Annotated in this window: 17 protein-coding genes; 3 read left to right on the forward strand and 14 right to left on the reverse strand. The window is 71.0% G+C overall.

What is annotated here, in order from left to right:
* Positions 1 to 69 precede the first annotated feature (69 nt).
* The 13 genes from ACFY15_RS22985 to ACFY15_RS23045 all read right to left on the reverse strand — a co-directional run bounded on the left by ACFY15_RS22985 (position 70) and on the right by ACFY15_RS23045 (position 12,887).
* On the reverse strand, positions 70 to 261 hold the full coding sequence (locus ACFY15_RS22985) for a hypothetical protein (RefSeq protein WP_390689193.1): 192 nt from the start codon (positions 259 to 261) through the stop codon (positions 70 to 72).
* 36 nt (positions 262 to 297) lie between these two features.
* Positions 298 to 1,122 carry a shikimate dehydrogenase gene (locus tag ACFY15_RS22990; protein WP_390689194.1) on the reverse strand — a complete coding sequence of 275 codons (825 nt, stop codon included), beginning with the start codon at positions 1,120 to 1,122 and terminating at the stop codon, positions 298 to 300.
* A 6-nt stretch (positions 1,123 to 1,128) separates the two neighbouring features.
* Positions 1,129 to 2,832 (reverse strand): endolytic transglycosylase MltG, encoded by a 1,704-nt coding sequence (gene mltG, locus ACFY15_RS22995; RefSeq protein WP_390689195.1) that lies wholly within the window; start codon positions 2,830 to 2,832, stop codon positions 1,129 to 1,131.
* Between the two features lie 128 nt (positions 2,833 to 2,960).
* On the reverse strand, positions 2,961 to 3,431 hold the full coding sequence (ruvX, locus tag ACFY15_RS23000; protein ID WP_389616861.1) for a Holliday junction resolvase RuvX: 471 nt from the start codon (positions 3,429 to 3,431) through the stop codon (positions 2,961 to 2,963).
* Positions 3,432 to 3,433: 2 nt separating this feature from the next.
* A complete protein-coding gene (gene alaS, locus ACFY15_RS23005) occupies positions 3,434 to 6,103 on the reverse strand; it encodes an alanine--tRNA ligase (protein ID WP_390689196.1) in 2,670 nt (889 codons plus the stop codon).
* Complete coding sequence (locus tag ACFY15_RS23010) at positions 6,103 to 6,456, reverse strand: DUF6167 family protein (protein ID WP_390689197.1); 354 nt, start codon at positions 6,454 to 6,456, stop codon at positions 6,103 to 6,105. The genes alaS and ACFY15_RS23010 overlap by 1 nt, the downstream gene beginning before the upstream one ends.
* A gap of 8 nt (positions 6,457 to 6,464) precedes the next feature.
* Positions 6,465 to 6,893 carry a DUF948 domain-containing protein gene (locus tag ACFY15_RS23015; protein ID WP_366453616.1) on the reverse strand — a complete coding sequence of 143 codons (429 nt, stop codon included), beginning with the start codon at positions 6,891 to 6,893 and terminating at the stop codon, positions 6,465 to 6,467.
* A 176-nt stretch (positions 6,894 to 7,069) separates the two neighbouring features.
* Positions 7,070 to 7,681, reverse strand: coding sequence for a 30S ribosomal protein S4 (rpsD, locus tag ACFY15_RS23020; protein ID WP_007263048.1), 612 nt, complete (start codon positions 7,679 to 7,681; stop codon positions 7,070 to 7,072).
* Between the two features lie 223 nt (positions 7,682 to 7,904).
* The gene (locus ACFY15_RS23025) at positions 7,905 to 8,441 is read right to left on the reverse strand and encodes a hypothetical protein (protein ID WP_390826001.1); all 537 of its coding nucleotides are present in this window, start codon (positions 8,439 to 8,441) and stop codon (positions 7,905 to 7,907) included.
* Positions 8,442 to 8,642: 201 nt separating this feature from the next.
* The gene (locus tag ACFY15_RS23030; protein WP_390689198.1) at positions 8,643 to 9,992 is read right to left on the reverse strand and encodes a replication-associated recombination protein A; all 1,350 of its coding nucleotides are present in this window, start codon (positions 9,990 to 9,992) and stop codon (positions 8,643 to 8,645) included.
* A 53-nt stretch (positions 9,993 to 10,045) separates the two neighbouring features.
* Positions 10,046 to 10,660: a vitamin K epoxide reductase family protein gene (locus ACFY15_RS23035; RefSeq protein ID WP_390689199.1), complete on the reverse strand. Its 615-nt coding sequence runs from the start codon at positions 10,658 to 10,660 to the stop codon at positions 10,046 to 10,048.
* A gap of 248 nt (positions 10,661 to 10,908) precedes the next feature.
* Complete coding sequence (gene hisS, locus ACFY15_RS23040) at positions 10,909 to 12,168, reverse strand: histidine--tRNA ligase (RefSeq protein WP_390689200.1); 1,260 nt, start codon at positions 12,166 to 12,168, stop codon at positions 10,909 to 10,911.
* Between the two features lie 8 nt (positions 12,169 to 12,176).
* A complete protein-coding gene (locus ACFY15_RS23045) occupies positions 12,177 to 12,887 on the reverse strand; it encodes an MBL fold metallo-hydrolase (protein ID WP_390689201.1) in 711 nt (236 codons plus the stop codon).
* Between the two features lie 152 nt (positions 12,888 to 13,039).
* On the opposite strand from ACFY15_RS23045, the gene ACFY15_RS23050 reads away from it, so the two are divergent.
* The 3 genes from ACFY15_RS23050 (at position 13,040) to ACFY15_RS23060 (ending at position 16,720) form a co-directional block, all read left to right on the forward strand.
* Complete coding sequence (locus tag ACFY15_RS23050) at positions 13,040 to 13,822, forward strand: peptidylprolyl isomerase (RefSeq protein WP_390826002.1); 783 nt, start codon at positions 13,040 to 13,042, stop codon at positions 13,820 to 13,822.
* A 189-nt stretch (positions 13,823 to 14,011) separates the two neighbouring features.
* Positions 14,012 to 15,241 (forward strand): DUF349 domain-containing protein, encoded by a 1,230-nt coding sequence (locus ACFY15_RS23055; RefSeq protein WP_390689203.1) that lies wholly within the window; start codon positions 14,012 to 14,014, stop codon positions 15,239 to 15,241.
* A 228-nt stretch (positions 15,242 to 15,469) separates the two neighbouring features.
* Complete coding sequence (locus ACFY15_RS23060; RefSeq protein ID WP_390689204.1) at positions 15,470 to 16,720, forward strand: hypothetical protein; 1,251 nt, start codon at positions 15,470 to 15,472, stop codon at positions 16,718 to 16,720.
* 80 nt (positions 16,721 to 16,800) lie between these two features.
* On the opposite strand, the gene ACFY15_RS23065 is transcribed toward ACFY15_RS23060, so the two are convergent.
* Positions 16,801 to 19,224 (reverse strand): RelA/SpoT family protein, encoded by a 2,424-nt coding sequence (locus ACFY15_RS23065; RefSeq protein ID WP_390689205.1) that lies wholly within the window; start codon positions 19,222 to 19,224, stop codon positions 16,801 to 16,803.
* Positions 19,225 to 19,244: the final 20 nt, after the last annotated feature.

The raw sequence follows: 19,244 nt of genomic DNA on the forward strand, positions 1-19,244 counted from the left end.
TGCGCGGACCGCGACCGCCGGTACCCGAATCCTCCCACGTCCCGGGGGTACCACCGCGCTCCGGTCCAGCTATCGGACGGCCGTCTCACGCCGGCGCCACCACCGGTAGCCCTCCAGGAGGAGCAGGACGGCCACGAGGGAGGCGAGGATCCACTTCGCCCAGGCCGGCAGACTGCCGAGCATCACCTTCACGAACATCAGGACGCCGTACGCCGCGTCCCACTTCGACGCCAGCGTCTGACCCGATCCGAACGCTTCCACGCGCCCCCTCACCCCGAAGAACAGCAGGCGGGAAGCCTAACGCGCGGCGAGCGCCCGCTCTCCCGCGGCCCGCATGGCCGCCAGGGGTCCGGGGGTGCGGCCGGTCATCAGCTCGAACTGGAGGACGGCCTGGTGCACGAGGAGGTCGAGGCCGCCCAGCAGGGTGCCGCCTCGGCCGGACCAGGCGGCCGCGAGGGCCGTGGGCCAGGGGTCGTACAGGACGTCGAAGAGTGCGCCCGGGGCCGCGGGTACGGCGGCCGCGAGTCCGTCGGTGGCGCCCGCCGGGGTGGTGGCGATCACCAGGGGGGCCGTCAGGGCCTCCGCGGCCCGCGACCAGTCGGCGGTGCGGACGTCCACGCCGAGCCGCTCGCCCCAGCGGCGCATCTCGTCGGCGCGGCCGGCCGAGCGGACGTACGCGGTGATCTCGCCGGTGCAGATCCGGGCGAGGGCCGCCAGCGCCGAGGAGGCGGTGGCGCCGGCCCCGAGGACGGCGGCGGCGGGGACCTTCTCGACCCCGCGCTCGCGCAGGGCCGCGACTATGCCGGGGATGTCGGTGTTGTCGCCGACGCGGCGGCCGTCCCCGGTCAGGACGAGGGTGTTGACCGCCTCCACCGAGGCGGCAGTGTCGCTGATCTCGTCCAGCAGCGGGATGACCGCCCGCTTGAGCGGCATCGTCAGGGAGAACCCGGCCCACTCGGGGCCCAGCCCCGCCACGAACCCGGGGAGCGCGGCCTCGTCGATCTCGAACCGGTCGTAGGACCAGTCGCCGAGGCCGAGCTCCCGGTAGGCCGCCCGGTGCAGTACCGGTGAGAGGGAGTGCTCGATGGGAGAACCCAGCACCGCGGCCCGCGTCCGTGACATGTCCTGCTACCCGCCGTTCTTCTTCTGCGCCTGGCGCTCCTGGAACTCCGCGACGAGCTTCAGGTGCTCGTCGTAGGTCTTGGTGAAGGTCGTCTTGTTGCCGTCGACCGACACGAAGAACATCCAGCCGCCGTGATCGGGGTTGAGCGTAGCGGTCAGCGCGTCCAGGCCGGGGTTGTCGATGGGGCCGGGCGGGAGGCCCTTGACGAAGTGCGTGTTGTACGGGTGGTCGAAGGCCTGGGCTTCCTTCAGGTTGAAGTTGATCTCGCTCTGGCCCTTGACGTAGTTGTACGTCGAGTCGAACTGGAGCTTCTGGTTCGTGACGTCGTTGGTCTTCTTGAGGCGGTTGTAGACCACCTCCGCCATCTTCCGGAAGTCGTCGTGGTTCTTGCCCTCGGCGTTGACGAGGCTCGCGACGCTGATCACCTGGAGCGGGTTCTCCAGGTTGAGCTCCTTGGCCTTGGCCTCGACGCCCAGCTCCGCGTACTTGTCGGAGGCGTTCTTGACCATCTGCTTGAGCAGGGACTCGGGGGTGCTGTCCTTCTTGAGGTCGTACCGCATCGGGTACAGGAAGCCCTCGAGCGGGTCCATGATCTTCGGGTTGCTCGCGGCCCAGGCCGGCAGGCCGAGGTTCTTGGACTCGCGCGAGGCGATCTCCCGGGTGGTGCCGTCCGGTTTGCCGAGCTTCTTGTCGATCATCTTGTAGACGTCGGCGTTCCGCGCGCCCTCGGGAATGGTGATGACCGCGAGCTTGCTGGGGTCGATCATCAGCGCGACGGCGGCCGTACCCGACATCTTCTTCTTCAGCGGGTAGATGCCGGGCTGGATCGACTTGCCCTTGGGGTTGGCGTTCGCGGCGTCCACGAAGGCCTGGGCGCTGGCGACCACGCCGGCTTCCTTCAGGATGCGGCCCATCTGGCCGAGGCCCGCGTTCTTGGGGATCTCGACGTCGACGGTCTCGTCCGTGCCCTCGCCCGCGAAGTCCTCGGTCGCGCCGAACCGGTCCTTCAGGTAGCCGTAGCCGTAGTAGCCGCCACCGCCGACGACGCCGAGGATCACCACGGCGGCGATGAGGCAGGCGGTGCCGCTGCGCTTCTTCTGCTGCTTCTTGCCGGCCTTGCCGCGGCCCGCCCGGCGGCCGCCGGCCGCGGGCTCCTCGGCGTCGTCCTCGCCGTCCGCGGGCAGGAGGGAGTCCTCCGGCTCCTCGGCCTCGGCCGGTTCCGGTTCCAGGTGGCGCTGGTTCGGGGGCTGCGGCGGCGGGAAGGCGTCCGGCGTCGCGTACAGGTCGGGCGCCTCGCCGGGATAGGCCCCGGCGGACTGCTGGGCGTACGGGTCGGCGCCCGCGTAGGGGTCCGTCTGGACGGCGGCCACGTACTGCTGCTCGTGGCCGCCGTCCCAGCCCTGGCCCTCGTACGGCGGCTGCTGGAGCTGCTGCTGCCCCTGGGCGTGCTGCGCCGCGTACGCCTGCTGCTCGGCGTACTGCATCTCCTGCTGCGGGTACTGCGCGGGGTATTCCTGCTGGTACTGGGGCTGCTGGTACTGCGGGTCCTGGTGCTGCGGCTCCAGAGGGTGCTGGTACTGCTGCTGCGGGTCACCGCCGTAGGGCACCTGCCCCTGCTGCGTCTGGTGCGCGGTCCACCCCTGGTCCCCGTACAGGGGGTCCTGGGGGTTCCACGGTTCGGAGCCGTGGCCCCGGCCATAGTCAGTCATCGGTCCCCTAGAGCCGCGAGACGTAGGCCGCGGCTCATTTCGGCCGCGGCACCCGGTTCCGCCTCTTGAGTGGTGGGCGACGGCTGTTCGAATGCCGTCTCATCGCGCGGAACGTTACCGTATTGCGATCAGACAACCACTTCGACGCACTCGCCGGGCGGATTACCCGATACCCGTTCGGTCTCAAGAGCGTTCTGGAGGATGACCACGGCGGCCGCCTGGTCGATGACCGACCTGCCCTTCTTCGCGTTCCTCCCGGAGGCGCGCAGGCCCTGGGCGGCGGTGACCGTGGTCATCCGCTCGTCCACCAGACGGACCGTCACCGGTTTGACGCCCTTGGCCAGTTCGTTCGCGAAGGCACGCACCTTGGCCGCGGCCGGCCCCTCCCGCCCGCTGAGCGAGCGGGGGAGGCCGACGACGACTTCGAGGGGCTCGTACTCCTCGACGAGCTGCCGCAGCCGCCGGTGGGCGGCCGGGATGTCCCGGCCCGGGACGGTCTCCACCGGTGTGGCCAGCACCCCGTCGGGGTCGCACGAGGCGACCCCGATCCGGGCGTCTCCGACATCGATGGCCAGACGGCGGCCGCGGCGCAGGCTCATCGTCAGGCCGTCTCGACGACGAGGCGTTCGACCGCGGCGATGGCCTCGGGCACGGCGCCCGGGTTCTGGCCGCCGCCCTGGGCCACGTCCGGCTTGCCGCCACCGCCGCCGCCGAGGGTCTTCGCGGCGGTGCGGACCAGGTCACCGGCCTTGAGGCCGCGCTCGCGGGCCGCCTCGTTGGTGGCGATGACGGTCAGCGGGCGGTCGTTCGCCACGGTGAACAGTGCGACGACGACCGGGCGGTCGCCGGGGATGCGGCCGCGGATGTCCAGGACCAGCTTGCGCAGATCGTCGGCGCCCGTGCCGTCCGGCACCTGACCGACGACGAGGGCGACGCCGCGGATGTCCTGGGCGCCGGCGGCGAGGCCGGCGGCGGCCTGGAGGACCTTCTCCGCGCGGAACTTCTCGATCTCCTTCTCGGCGTCCTTCAGCTTGCCGAGCATGGAGGCGATCTTCTCCGGGAGCTCCTCCGGACGGCCCTTGACCAGCTCCTGGAGCTGGGCGACGACCGTGTGCTCCTTGGCGAGGAAGTTGTACGCGTCCACGCCGACCAGGGCCTCGACGCGGCGCACGCCGGAGCCGATGGAGGACTCGCCGAGCAGCTTCACCAGGCCCAGCTGGGCGGTGTTGCCGACGTGCGTGCCGCCGCAGAGCTCCTTGGAGAAGTCGCCGATGGTCACGACGCGGACCCGCTCGCCGTACTTCTCGCCGAACTCGGCGATGGCGCCCTGCTTCTTCGCCTCGTCGATGCTCATGATCTCGGCGGTGACGTCGAGCTCGCGGGAGAGCACGTCGTTGATCTTCTGCTCGACGTCGGTGAGGACCGTGCCGGGGACGGCGTTCGGGGAGCCGAAGTCGAAGCGGAAGCGGCCGGGGCTGTTCTCGGAGCCGGCCTGGGCGGCCGTCGGGCCGAGGGCGTCGCGCAGCGCCTGGTGGGTCAGGTGGGTGGCCGAGTGGGCGCGGGCGATGGCCCGGCGGCGCTTGATGTCGATGGCGGCGTACGCGGAGGCGCCCACCGTCACCTCGCCGACCTGGACGGAGCCCTTGTGGACGGAGACCCCCGGGACGGGCTGCTGGACGTCGCGGACCTCGATGACGGCACCGGTGTCGAGCTTGATGCGGCCCTGGTCGGCGAGCTGGCCACCGCCCTCGGCGTAGAACGGGGTCCGGTCGAGGACGACCTCCACCTCGTCGCCCTCGGAGGCGGCGGGCGCGGAGACGCCGTTGACCAGGAGGCCGACGATGGTGGCCTCGCCCTGGTTGGTGGCGTAGCCGGTGAACTCCGTGGCGCCGGAGCCGTCGGCGATCTCGCGGTAGGCGGAGACGTCGGCGTGGCCGGTCTTCTTGGCCTTGGCGTCGGCCTTGGCGCGGTCGCGCTGCTCCTGCATCAGGCGGCGGAAACCGGTCTCGTCCACGGAGAGGCCCTGCTCGGCGGCCATCTCCAGGGTGAGGTCGATCGGGAAGCCCCACGTGTCGTGGAGCAGGAACGCCTTGTCGCCGGAGAGGACCGTGCCGCCGGCGGCCTTGGTCTCGGTCACGGCGGTGTCGAGGATGTTGGTGCCGCCCTTGATGGCCTTGAGGAAGGCGGCTTCCTCGGCGATGGCGACGGTCTCGATGCGCTTGCGGTCGGTGACGAGCTCCGGGTACTGCTGCCCCATCGTGTTGATCACGACGTCGACGAGCTCCCGGACCACCGGGCCGGTGGCTCCCATGAGGCGCATGTTGCGGATGGCGCGGCGCATGATGCGGCGCAGCACGTAGCCGCGGCCCTCGTTGCCGGGGGTGACGCCGTCGCCGATGAGCATGACGGAGGTGCGCATGTGGTCGGCCACGACGCGCATGGACACGTCGGTGTCCTTCGCGGCGCCGTAGCGGACACCGGTCAGCTCGGTGGCCTTGTCCATGACCACGCGCAGGGTGTCGGTCTCGTACATGTTCTGCACGCCCTGCAGGATCATCGCGAGGCGTTCGAGGCCGAGGCCGGTGTCGATGTTCTTCGACGGCAGGTCGCCGAGGATCGGGAAGTCCTCCTTGCCGTCGCCGGCGCCCCGCTCGTACTGCATGAAGACGAGGTTCCAGATCTCCACGTAGCGCTCGTCGTTGACGGCCGGGCCGCCCTCGACGCCGAACTCGGGGCCGCGGTCGTAGTTGATCTCCGAGCAGGGACCGCAGGGGCCCGGGACGCCCATGGACCAGAAGTTGTCCTTCTTGCCCAGGCGCTGGATGCGCTCGGCGGGGACGCCGATGACGTCGCGCCAGATCGTCTCGGCCTCGTCGTCGTCGAGGTAGACGGTGATCCAGAGCTTCTCCGGCTCCAGGCCGTAGCCGCCGTCCGCCACGGAGCTGGTGAGCAGCTCCCAGGCGTACTTGATGGCGCCTTCCTTGAAGTAGTCGCCGAAGGAGAAGTTGCCGCACATCTGGAAGAAGGTGCCGTGGCGGGTGGTCTTGCCGACCTCTTCGATGTCCGGGGTGCGGACGCACTTCTGCACGCTGGTGGCCCGGGGGGCCGGCGGCTTGGTCTCACCGAGGAAGTACGGCTTGAACGGGACCATGCCCGCGTTGACCAGGAGCAGAGTCGGGTCGTCCGCGATGAGCGACGCCGAAGGGACAACGGTGTGACCGCGCTCCTCGAAGAAGCTCAGCCAGCGGCGGCGGATTTCAGCCGACTCCATCAGTGGTCCTCATTCCGGTTGTACGTAACCGCCGAGTGGTTCGGACGGTGGGTGGTGGTGTCGTTCGCGATGGCCCGCAGCCGCCGCGGCCCGGGGAGGGCGGTGACGTTGTCGGGCCGGTCGGGGTCCTGGGTCAGGCCCAGGGCGTCGTTCAGCTCGCCCTCGCGCTGCGTCATTCCCGCCTTGACGTCGAGGGCGAAGTCCTTGAGGCGGTGGCCCGCCTCCACGGCCTTGTCGGCCGCCTGGGCCGCGAGGCTCTCCGGCGTCAGCTTCTTCAGCCGGCGGTTGACCTTGGTGGTGGCCCAGACGCCGGCGGCGGCGCCGGCGGTGAACCAGAAGGCTCGGCGGAACATCGGAGGTCTCAGCCCTTCTGCTTGCGGCGCCGGGGCTCCGGCACCGTGCGGCCGACGATCACGGTGCGCCGGGGGGTCCGCTCGGGTCCCGTGTCGGTCCTGCCCAGTGCCCTGCGCACCCCGTACCCGAAGGCCGCGACCTTGACGAGCGGGCCTCCGAAGGTGGAGGCGACGGTGGAGGACAGCGCGGAGGCGTTGGAGGTGACCTCCTGGACGTCGCTCGCGATGGCGTCGACCCGGTCGAGCTGGGTGCGCGCGGAGCGGACGGTCGTGGACGCGTCCGCCAGCAGCGGGACGGCCTGCTCGGTGACGTCGGCCACCAGCTTGGTGGTGGCCCTGAGCACCTGGGCGAGCCTGGCCAGCGCCACCGCGAGGAAGGAGACCAGGATGGCCCAGAAGACGGCCACGATGATCCCGGCCACCTCTCCACCGGACACGTTGCACCGCTTCCTGAATCTGGAAAACCTACGGGTTAAGTCTGCTCCGACCCTATCGCGCCGGAGATCCGCCGCAGTACCGGATTCCAGTGGTGCTCCTCCGGACACGGCAAAGCCCGCCGCCCCCGGAGGGGACGGCGGGCCGGACCAGCCTGTGAGTGGCTACGTCCGCTGGATCAGCGGGCGTAGTACTCGACGACGAGCTGCTCGTCGCAGATGACCGGGATCTCCTTGCGGTTCGGGTCGCGGTCGAGGCGGAAGGCCAGGGCCTTCAGGTTGACCTGCAGGTAACGCGGGGTCTCACCCTCACCGGCGTAGCCACCCTCGCGGGCGACCTGGAAGGGGTGCTTCTCGCGGCTGCGCTCGCGAACCGTGATGACGTCGTCGGGACGCACGCGGAACGACGGCTTGTCGACCTTGCCGCCGTTGACCTCGATGTGGCCGTGGACGACCATCTGGCGGGCCTGGTAGATGGTGCGGGCGATGCCGGCACGCAGGACCAGGGCGTCCAGACGACGCTCGAGCTCGACGACCAGCGCCTCGCCCGTCTTGCCCTCGGCCTTCTTCGCGCGGTCGTACGCGCGGGCCATCTGGCGCTCGGAGATGTCGTACTGGGCGCGCAGACGCTGCTTCTCGAGCAGACGGACCTTGTAGTCCGAGTTCTGCTTGCGGCCACGGCCGTGCTCGCCCGGCGGGTAGGGGCGGGCCTCGAAGTACTTGACGGCCTTCGGCGTCAGGGCGATGCCGAGGGCACGGGACTTCTTGACCTTGGGTCGCTTCTGGTTCACGGGGAACCTACCTCCATGTAAGTTAGGTGAGGCTTACCTTATCGAGGAGGACGTAATGTCTCGACCACATGGGATCCCCCTGCCCAGTGCGCATCGCAGTTCGGGTTCCAACGAAACGGAATCCGCTTTCGACGACGATAAGCAAGGTCAGCCGCGTCCCAGGGAAGGCGTTCGGCAGCTCACCGGAGCCGAACGCGTACGAACCCTCGTAGAGTCCAACGCCTCAGTATCCCTCACTCTGCCGGGTGCTCGTGACCAGGTGTGGACCCGTGACCAGCACGAGTGCGGGACGGGGGCGCCGGCCGCTCGGACCGTCGCCCCGGACGGGGACGTGATTCTCCTGGTGCCAGGGGAATCCGCGGCGGCCAGGGCCGCCGCTCACGCCCAGGACGACGACCTCCCCGCCGTGATCGAGATCACGGACGTGGCGCCGGTGTCCGTGCCCCATCGTATCCGGGGCCGCGCCCGGCTCGCCGGGTGGCTGACGCCGGTGCGCGGGGCCGACCGCGCGGTCTGCGCCGCCCTCATGGCCGAGCGCCACGCGGTGGACGAGCTGCCCGGGCTGACGGAGTCCTCCGACGCCGACGTCCCGTACACGGGCCGGCCGGCCTGGACGCTGCTGCGCCTGGAGGTCGGCGAGATCTCCGTGGACGACCTGTGGGGCGCCGCGCGGGTGGACTCCGACGAGCTGGCCGCCGCCGAACCGGACCCGATGACGGCCCACGAGGCCGAGCTCCTCCAGCACCTGGCCTCCGTCCACCCCGGACGCCTGGCCGGCCTCCGCGCACTGCTGGGCTCCCGGGAGGCGGCCGGGCTGACCCCCGTCCCCCTCGCCCTGGACCGCCTCGGGCTGCGCGTGCGCTTCACCGGCAGGCCCGGCCGCGCCGCCTTCGACGCCCGCTTCGACTTCCCCGAACCGGTGGCCTGCGTCTGCGGCCTGCCGCCGCGCTCCCGGCCGGGTTCAGTTCCCGCGCAGCCGCTCGCGGACCTTCTCGACCACGTCCGCGTACCGGGCCTCCGCCCCGTAGCGGGTCGGCTCGTAGTACCGCTTGCCGTGGATCTCGTCCGGGGCGTACTGCTGGGCCGCGATGGCGCCCGGGACGTCGTGCGGGTAGACGTATCCGACGGCGTGCCCCAGCTTGGCCGCGCCCTTGTAGTGCCCGTCGCGCAGGTGCGCCGGCACGGTACCGGCCAGACCGGCCCGTACGTCGGCCAGCGCGGCGCCGATCGCGGTGGTAGCGGTGTTGGACTTCGGGGCCAGGGCCAGGGCGATGGTGGCGTGCGACAGGGTCAGCGCCGCCTCCGGGAAGCCGATCATCGCCACCGCCTGGGCCGCCGCCACCGCCAGCGGCAGCGCGGTGGGGTCCGCCAGGCCGATGTCCTCGCTCGCGGAAATCATCAGCCGCCGCGCGATGAACCGGGGGTCCTCGCCGGCCTCGATCATCCGGGCCAGGTAGTGCAGCGCGGCGTCCACGTCGGAGCCCCGGATGGACTTGATCAGCGCGCTCGCCACGTCGTAGTGCTGGTCGCCGTCCCGGTCGTAGCGGACCGCCGCCCGGTCGACGGCCTCCTCCAGGGTCTGGAGGGTGATCTCCTCCTCGCTCTTGGCGATCGCCGATCCGGCTCCCGCCTCCAGCGCGGTCAGCGCCCGGCGGGCGTCGCCCCCGGCGATCCGCAGCAGGTGCGCCTCGGCGTCGGCGGGCAGGCGGACCGCGCCGCCCAGCCCCCGTTCCTCCTCCAGCGCGCGCCGCAGCAGCCCGCTCAGGTCGCCGTCGGTGAGCGGCTCCAGCGTCAGCAGCAGCGAGCGCGAGAGCAGCGGGGAGATGATCGAGAAGTACGGGTTCTCCGTGGTCGCCGCGATCAGGGTGACCCAGCGGTTCTCCACCGCCGGCAGCAGGGAGTCCTGCTGCGCCTTGCTGAAGCGGTGGATCTCGTCGAGGAAGAGGACGGTCTCCTGGCCGTAGCCGCCGGCGGCGCGCTTGGCGCCCTCGATGACGGCCCGGACCTCCTTGACACCCGCCGTGATCGCCGACAGCTCGACGAACCGCTTCCGGGTGGCCTGGCTGACCACGTAGGCGAGGGTGGTCTTGCCGATTCCCGGCGGCCCCCAGAGGATCACCGACGAGGCTCCGGCCGGTCCCCCGGCACCCTCCCCCACCAGGCGGCGCAGGGGCGAGCCGGGCTTCAGCAGGTGCTGCTGGCCGACCACCTCGTCCAGGGTGCGCGGGCGCATCCGGACGGCCAGCGGGGCGCTGGCCGGATCCTTCTCCCGGCGTTCCTCGGCGGCTGCGGTGAAGAGGTCTGGTTCCACCCCTAGAGCCTATGCGAGGCCACCGACAGGCCCGCCCGGACGGCCGGGCGGACTCAGGAGGTCCAGAAGTCCCACCAGCGGGTCAGGATCAGCATCCCGATGATCCCGATGTGCAGGGCGGGCAGGACCCAGGTGAACTCGTCCAGGAAACCGCGCAGCCAGCCGGGCGCGGGCAGCAGGCCCGTGCGGACGTTGTACGAGGTGACGTACCAGAACATCAGGATCGTGCAGACCCAGGCCAGGCAGCACCACAGGCACAGCGAGTTGATGTTGTACAGCGACTGGTACGTCAGCCAGGCGCAGAAGCCGACGCCGAAGAGCATGCCGGCGTTCAGGGTCAGCCAGTACCAGGGGCGGAAGCGGGCGCCGGCGATGATGCTCATGCCGACGCAGACGACGATCCCGTAGGCGACGAGGCCCATCATCGGGTTCGGGAAGCCGAACGCCGACGCCTGCTCGCTCTTCATGATGTTGCCGCAGGAGACGACCGGGTTCAGGCTGCAGCCCGGCGTGAAGTTCGGGTCCTCCAGCAGCTTGAACTTGTCGATGGTGATCACCCAGGCGGCCAGCAGGGCCGCCGCCCCGGTGATGACCAGCAGCAGGGCCAGCGCCCGGCTCCCGCCGTAGGTCCGCGGAGCGGTGTCCGCGCCAGCACCCGTAGTCGTCATCCCGCCCGCTCCACATCCCACATCGGCAAGGTCATCAAGCACGGCCATTGTGCCGTACGGCGGACGCCGCCTTCCGTTCGATCCGGATAAGGACGGCCCGGAACGGACGCCGGGGGCGGGGGCGGGGGGGCCCCCCCCCCCCCCGGGGCCCGCCCCCCCCCCCCGCCCCCGGGGGGGGGGGGGGGGGGGGGGGGGGGGGGCCCCCCCCCCCCCCCCCCGGCGGACCCGCGTCACGGACCGGACGGACCTCAGGCCAGGCGGGCCCGCACCTCGGCGACCAGGTCGGACACCGCCACGGCGCTCTGCTCGCCGGACTCCATGTCCTTGAGCTGGACCACGCCCTCGGCCAGGTCGCGGTCGCCCGCGACCACCGCGAAACGCGCCCCGCTGCGGTTGGCGTCCTTCATGGCGCCCTTGAGGCCCTTTCCGCCGTAGGACATGTCCGCCGCGACCCCGGCCCTGCGCAGCTCGGTCACCAGTCCGAACACGGCCGGCTTGGCCTCGCCCAGCGCGACCGCGAAGACCGCCGTGGCCGACGGGATGTCCAGCTCCACGCCCTCCGCCTCCAGGGCGAGCACGGTCCGGTCCACGCCCAGCGCCCAGCCGACCGACGGCAGGGCCGGTCCGCCGATCATCTCGGACAGGCCGTCGTAGCGGCCGCCGCCGCCGACCGCGGACTGGGAGCCCAGGCCGTCGTGGACGAACTCGAAGGTGGTGCGGGTGTAGTAGTCGAGGCCGCGGACCAGCTTCTCGTCGTCCTCGAAGGCCACCCCGGCGGCGGTGACCAGCGCCCGGACGTCCTCGTGGTACGCCTTGCACGCGTCGCACAGGTAGTCGCGCAGCACGGGGGCGCCGACCAGCTGCTTCTGCACGTCGGGCCGCTTGTCGTCGAGGACCCGCAGCGGGTTGATCTCGGCCCGGCGGACGGTCTCCTCGTCGAGGTCGAGGCCGCGCAGGAAGCCCTGCAGCGCCTCCCGGTACACCGGGCGGCACTCCTTGTCGCCGAGCGAGTTCAGCAGGATGCGGAAGTTGCGCAGGCCCAGCGAGCGGTACGCCTGGTCGGCGAGGATGATCAGCTCGGCGTCCAGCGCGGGGTCCTCGGCGCCAATGGCCTCGGCGCCGACCTGGGAGAAGTGGCGGTAGCGGCCCGCCTGGGCGCGCTCGTAGCGGTAGTACGAGCCGGAGTACCAGAGCTTGACGGGCAGGCTGCCCAGCTTGTGCAGGTTGCCCTGGAGGGCCGCGCGCAGCACGGAGGCGGTGCCCTCGGGGCGCAGGGCGAGCTCGTCGCCGCCCTTCGTCGTGAGGGTGTACATCTCCTTGCTGACGATGTCGGTGGACTCGCCGACCCCGCGGGAGAACAGCTTCACGTCCTCGAACCCGGGGGTCTCGACATATCCGTAGCCGGAGTTCCTCAGGGGTGCGGAGATCGCCTCGCGCACCGCCAGGAAGCTGGCGGAGCGGGGCGGCAGCAGATCATACGTGCCCTTGGGGGCCTTGAAGGTGCTCACGAAACTCGTCACATTCCTCGTCGTGGGGCGGCGGTGCCGTCTCCCGGGCCGGCGGCGACCTCCCGCAGGTACGGGTTGGTCGCGCGCTCGCGGCCGATGGTGGTCTGGGGACCGTGGCCGGACAGCACCACGGTCGAGTCCTCCAGCGGCAGGCACACGCGGGCCAGCGACTGGAGCATCTCGGCGTGGGAGCCGCCGGGCAGGTCGGTGCGTCCGATGGAGCCGGCGAAGAGCAGGTCGCCCGAGAAGAAGACCGGCGGTACGTCGGCCTGCTCGGGCATCCGGAAGGTCACCGACCCCTTGGTATGCCCGGGCGCGTGCGCCACCGAGAACTCCATCCCTGCCAGCTTCAGGGCGCTGCCGTCGGACAGCTCGCGGACGTCGTCCGGCTCGCCGACGGTCAGCTCGCCCATGAGCGGCATGCCGATGGAGCGGCCGAGTGCCTTCTCCGGGTCGCTCATCATGTAGCGGTCCTCGGGGTGGATCCAGGCGGGAACGTCGTGCGCTCCGCACACCGGGACCACGGAGGCCACATGATCGATGTGGCCGTGGGTCAGGACGACCGCGACGGGCTTGAGACGGTGCTTCCTCAGTGTCTCCTCGACTCCCTGGGCGGCCTGGTGGCCCGGGTCGATGATGACGCACTCCTCACCCGCGGCGGGGGCGACCAGGTAGCAGTTGGTCCCCCAGGCCCCGGCGGGGAACCCGGCAATCAGCACGTTCGTCCTCAATCGTCGTCCGTCGGGCGGCAGCAGTTCGGAATCTGCTGCTCAGAGCCTACCGGCGCCCCTCATCACACAGCGAACCCATATACGGTACGGCCTAACCGAGCCCGGACAGCGGTACCAGAGACGCACAAGGAGACGACCCGGTGGTCACGAGCGATCAGCGTCGGCGACAGCTCGCCAGGGAGAAGTACGAGCGCCAGCAGAAGCGCCGCGCAGAGGCCCGCCGCAAGTCACGGCAGCGGCTGGCGATCATCGGCGCGGCCTCGGCCGCCGTGATCGTGGCCCTGATCGGCCTGGTCGCGGGCGGTGTCTTCGACGGCAAGGACGAGAACGACGCGTCGGCCGAGCCCTCGGCCTCCCCGTCGGCGCCCGAGCCGAAGAAGTCGCCCTCCCCGGCGATGGCGATCGACGACAAGGCGAAGTACACCTTCGACCTGAAGACCAGCGCGGGCGACGTGAAGTTCGAGATGGACGCGTCGAAGACCCCCCAGACGGTCAACTCCTTCAAGTCGCTCGCCGACAAGGGCTTCTTCGACAAGACCAAGTGCCACCGCCTGGTGACCTCCGGGATCTACGTGCTCCAGTGCGGCGACCCCGAGGGCACCGGCCGGGGCGGCCCGGGCTACACCATCCCGGACGAGAACCTGGACTCCCTGGGCAAGCCGAACGAGCAGGGCCAGGTCGTCTACCCAGCCGGCACGGTGGCGATGGCCAACACGGGGCAGCCCGGCACCGGCGGCAGCCAGTTCTTCCTGGTCTACAAGGACAGCCCGCTGGCCCCCTCCTACACCCCGTTCGGCAGGATCGACGCGGCCGGGCTGAAGGTGCTGAAGGAGGTCGCCAAGGCCGGGACGGCCGACGGGGCCCAGGACGGCGCCCCGAAGGCCCCCGTGACCATCGAGAAGGCCGCCGTCACCAAGAACTAACGGGGTCCGGCGGCCCCGGCCCGGCCGGCCCGCGCCCCCTGCGGCGATATTCCGTCGTGCGGGATGCGGACAGCCGGCCCGGCGGTCGCCTATGTTGGCGTTGTGCAGGGCGGGCGCTGCCCGCCCCTGGAAACTGTGGACGATGCCGGGGGGACACGACCCCGCGCGGCATCAGGTGGAGGAGGCGCTGTGAGCAGCGACCCGTGGGGCCGAGTCGACGAGACCGGCACCGTGTACGTGCGTACTTCCGAGGGCGAGCAGGTCGTCGGCTCGTGGCAGGCGGGCACCCCCGAGGAGGCCCTGGCCTACTTCGAGCGCAAGTACGAGGGCTTGGTGGTCGAGATCGGCCTCCTCGAACGGCGGGTGCGGACCACCGATCTGTCCGCCAAGGACGCCCAGACGGCCATCGACCACCTGCGGACCCAGGTGGAGGAGCACCACGCCGTCGGCGATCTCGACGCGCTGCGCGTCCGGCTCGACAAGCTGGTGGCGACGGTGGACTCGCGGCGCGAGGAGCGCAAGGTCCAGAAGGCCAAGCAGGCGGACGAGGCCCGTGCGGCCAAGGACGCCCTGGTGACCGAGGCCGAGCAGCTGGCGCAGAGCGACCAGTGGCGCAGCGCCGGCGAGCGGCTGCGCGCGCTGGTCGACATCTGGAAGGGCCTGCCCCGGCTCGACCGCAAGTCGGACGACGAGCTGTGGCACCGCTTCTCGCACGCCCGGTCGGCCTTCTCCAAGCGCCGCAAGGCGCACTTCGCCGCGCTGGACGCCCAGCGCGAGGAGGCCCGCAAGGCCAAGGAGAAGCTGGTCGCGGAGGCCGAGTCGCTGTCGAAGTCGACGGACTGGGGTCCGACGGCGGCCCGCTACCGCGAGCTGATGGACAGCTGGAAGGCGGCGGGCCGCGCGCAGCGCGAGGCCGAGGACGACCTGTGGAACCGCTTCCGCGGTGCGCAGGACGTCTTCTTCGCGGCGCGCGGCGAGGTCTTCGCGGAGCGGGACGCCGAGCAGGTGGAGAACCTGAAGCTGAAGGAGGAGCTGGCCGTCGAGGCGGAGCGGCTCCTCCCGGTGACCGACCTGAAGGCGGCCCGGGCCGCGTTCCGCTCCGTCAACGAGCGCTGGGAGGCCATCGGCCACGTGCCGCGCGACGCCCGTCCCAAGGTCGAGGGCCGGATGCACGCCGTGGAGCGGGCGATCCAGGAGGCCGAGGAGGGCGAGTGGCGGCGTACCAACCCGGAGGCGCGGGCGCGTGCTGCGGGTCTGACGGGCCAGCTCCAGGCGGCCGTCGACAAGCTGCGCGGTGAGATCGACTCCGCGCGCGCGGCCGGCAACAACGCCAAGGCCGACAAGCTGTCCCGCGAGCTGGAGGGCCGCCAGGCCCTGCTGGACCAGGCGCTGAAGGGCCTGGAGGAGTTCGGCGGCTGACACGGCCGCCGTCCTCGGACGGACACGACGGACGGGTACCACCGGTCACCGCCGGTGGTACCCGTCCGTCGTGTACGGGGGTGCGGGCCCGGTTGTGGGCGGGTATGTGTGCGTCCGATTCGTTACGTGGTTTCAGCACAGGGTGCGCGCGGGTTGCACCCTCCACCTGTGTAACGTTGTACGTTGCCGCCTCGGCGGCCTTCTGCCGGGCGACGACCAGGATCGAATGTGACGCATACCCAGATACGCGCCGATGTCCCCGACTCGCTTCTCGTCGCCGGACCGCTCACCGGCAAGAAGGACTCCGGACTCCGTGGTGTCGGACGGCGCGTACTCGCGAACCTGAAGCGTGCCCGCAAGGCCCTGCTGGTCCACCTCGCCCTGCGTGCGACCGGTCTCGCCGTCATGGCGATCTGGGCCGAGCGCAAGGACGTGCGTCCGCTGGAGATCCTGGGCGGGCGCTGGGACGCCGTCTACTACCTGCACATCGCCGAGAACGGTCTGACGACCCCGCTGGCGACGCCGTCGCCCTGCGCGTTCGCGGGGCCGAGCTGTCAGATGGCGTTCTTCCCCGTGTACCCGATGCTGGTGCGGTACACCTCGTACGTCACGCACCTGCCCATGAACTGGGTGGCGATGGGGCTGGCGATGTTCGCGTCGGTCGTCGCCGCGTGGGGCATCTTCGCCGTCACCGACAAGATCTACGGCCGCCGGGTCGCGCTCTTCACCTGCGCCCTGTTCGCGATCGTGCCGGCGGCCCTCGTCCAGTCGATGGCGTACACCGAGCCGCTGTTCCTCGCCCTGTCCGTGTGGGCGATGTACGCGGTGATGACGAAGTCCTGGGTGACGGCCGGTGTGCTGGCCCTCTTCGCCGGGGCCACCCGGCCCTCGGGTTCGGCGATCGTCGCGGCCGTGGTGCTGGCGGGGGTCTGGGAGTACGTGCAGTGGCTGCGCAAGCGCCGCTCGCAGCGGCCCCCGGTGGGACGGATCGTCGCCGCCTCGCTGATCGCCCCGCTGGGCTGGTTCGGGTACGTGGGCTACGTCGGCTGGCACTTCGGGCGCTGGGACGGCTACTTCGAGCTCCAGCGCCGCTGGGGTTCGGTGTACGACGGCGGCTTCGACACCCTCAACGAACTGAAGAAGACCTTCACCGAGGTGCACACCACCCTCAACCACGTGGTGGTCTCGCTGACGGTGGTCACCGCCGTGGTGCTGTTCGTGCTGATGACGCGCCGGCGCCGGCCCCCCATGGTGGTGTGGATCTTCGCGGCCATGATCATGCTGGTGGCGCTGGGCGGGGCGGGCTTCTACTTCTCGAAGATGCGCTTCATCATGCCGGCGTTCCCGCTGCTCTTCCCCTTCGCGCTGGCCCTGGCCCGGGCCCGGCGGAGCACGGTGGTGTGGATCCTCGGGTCCGCCACGGCCGTGTCCGCGCTCTTCGGCGGCAACCTCAACTTCGTCTGGTGGGGCTGCCCCTGACCGGGCCCGCCGCGCCGGACACGACGGTGGGCGCCATCCCCTCGGGGGTGGCGCCCACCGTCGTGTGCCCCGCCGGCCGGCTACGGCCTGCGGGCCGAGGTCACGCGGTAGACGTCGTAGACGCCCTCGACGCTCCGTACGGCCTTCAGGACGTGCCCCAGGTGCTTCGGGTCGCCCATCTCGAAGGTGAACCGCGAGGTGGCCACCCGGTCGCGCGAGGTCTGCACGGCCGCGGAGAGGATGTTGACGTGCTGGTCCGACAGGACCCGCGTGACGTCCGACAGCAGCCGCGAGCGGTCCAGCGCCTCGACCTGGATGGCGACCAGGAAGACGGAGGACTGGGTCGGCGCCCACTCCACCTCCAGCATCCGCTCGGGCTGCTGGGAGAGGGAGTCGACGTTGACGCAGTCCGCGCGGTGAACCGATACGCCACTGCCGCGCGTGACGAAGCCGATGATCGGGTCGCCCGGCACCGGCGTGCAGCAGCGGGCCAGCTTCACCCACACGTCGTCGACGCCCTTGACGACCACGCCCGGGTCGGCGTTGCCGCGGCGCTTGGTGCGGGCGCGGGACGGCGGGACGCTCTCCTCGATGTCCTCGTTGGCCGCCTCCTCGCCGCCGAGGGCCTGCACCAGCTTCTGCACGACGCCCTGCGCGGCCACATGGCCCTCGCCGATCGCCGCGTAGAGGGAGGAGATGTCGGGGTAGCGCATCTCGTGCGCGAGGGTGACGAGGGAGTCGCCGGTCAGGATCCGCTGGATCGGCAGGTTCTGCTTGCGCATGGCCCGCGCGATGGCGTCCTTGCCGTGCTCGATGGCCTCGTCGCGGCGCTCTTTGGAGAACCAGGCGCGGATCTTGTTGCGGGCCCGCGGGGACTTGACGAAGCCCAGCCAGTCGCGGGACGGGCCGGCGCCCTCGGCCTTGGAGGTGAAAACCTCGACCAGGTCGCCGTTGTCGAGGGTCGATTCGAGCGGGACGAGCCGCCCGTTGACCCGCGCCCCTATGGTGCGGTGGCCGACCTCGGTGTGGACCGCGTACGCGAAGTCCACGGAGGTCGCCCCGGCGGGCAGGGCGATGACGTCGCCCTTGGGGGTGAAGACGAAGACCTCGTTGCGCGAGAGGTCGAAGCGCAGCGAGTCGAGGAACTCGCCCGGGTCCTCCGTCTCCTTCTGCCAGTCGAGGAGCTGGCGCAGCCAGGCCATGTCGTTGACGGTGTCCTGGCCGGCGCTGCCCTTGGCGGCCTGCGGGACGTCGGTGCGGATCTTGGAGGCGCCGGCGACGGTCTGCTGCTTGTACTTCCAGTGCGCGGCGATGCCGTACTCGGCGCGGCGGTGCATGTCGAAGGTGCGGATCTGGAGTTCGACCGGCTTGCCGTTGGGCCCGATGACCGTCGTGTGGAGCGACTGGTACATGTTGAACTTGGGCATCGCGATGTAGTCCTTGAACCGGCCCGGGACCGGGTTCCAGCGCGCGTGCACGGTACCGAGGGCCGCGTAGCAGTCCCGGACGGTGTCCACAAGGACGCGGATGCCCACCAGGTCGTAGATCTCCGCGAAGTCACGGCCGCGGACGATCATCTTCTGGTAGACGCTGTAGTAGTGCTTGGGGCGGCCGGTGACCGTGGCCTTGATCCGGGCGGCCCGGAGGTCGGTCTGCACCTCGTCGGTGACGATGGCCAGGTACTCGTCGCGCTTGGGGGCCCGCTCGGCGACCAGGCGCACGATCTCGTCGTACATCTTGGGGTAGAGGATCGCGAAGGCGAGGTCCTCCAGCTCCCACTTGATCGTGTTCATGCCGAGGCGGTGGGCCAGCGGCGCGTAGATCTCGAGGGTCTCGCGGGCCTTCTTCTCCTGCTTCTCCCGCTTGAGGTAGCGCATGGTGCGCATGTTGTGCAGGCGGTCGGCGAGCTTGATGACCAGGACCCGGGGGTCCTTGGCCATGGCGACGACCATCTTGCGCACGGTCTCGGCCTGGGCGGCCTCGCCGAACTTGACCCGGTCGAGCTTGGTGACGCCGTCGACGAGGAGGGCCACGGCGTCGCCGAAGTCGCGGCGGAGCTGGTCGAGGCCGTACTCGGTGTCCTCGACGGTGTCGTGCAGCAGGCCCGCCATCAGGGTGGCGGGGTCCATCCCGAGTTCGGCGAGGATCGTGGTCACCGCGAGCGGATGGGTGATGTACGGGTCGCCGCTCTTGCGCTTCTGACCGCGGTGCCAGCGCTCCGCGACCTGGTAGGCCTGCTCGATCTGGCGCAGCGTCGCCGTCTCGATCTTCGGGTCGTTGCTGCGGACTATACGGAGCAGGGGTTCCAGTACCGGGTTGTACGGGTTGGAACGCTGCACGCCGAGGCGGGCCAGCCGGGCGCGCACCCGGTTGGAGGACCCGGCGGGCTTGACCGGGAGCGGCTTGACCGGCGGGGCCGGCGGGGGCGTGGCTGCGGCCGCCGCGGCCGGATCGGCCTTGGGGTCGGGCTGCGCGGCGGAGAGTGGCTGGACCTCGTCTGGCAAGAGCGCTCCTCTGGGGGTCC

Source organism: Streptomyces sp. NPDC001373, from assembly GCF_042895815.1.
Lineage (GTDB): Bacteria > Actinomycetota > Actinomycetes > Streptomycetales > Streptomycetaceae > Streptomyces.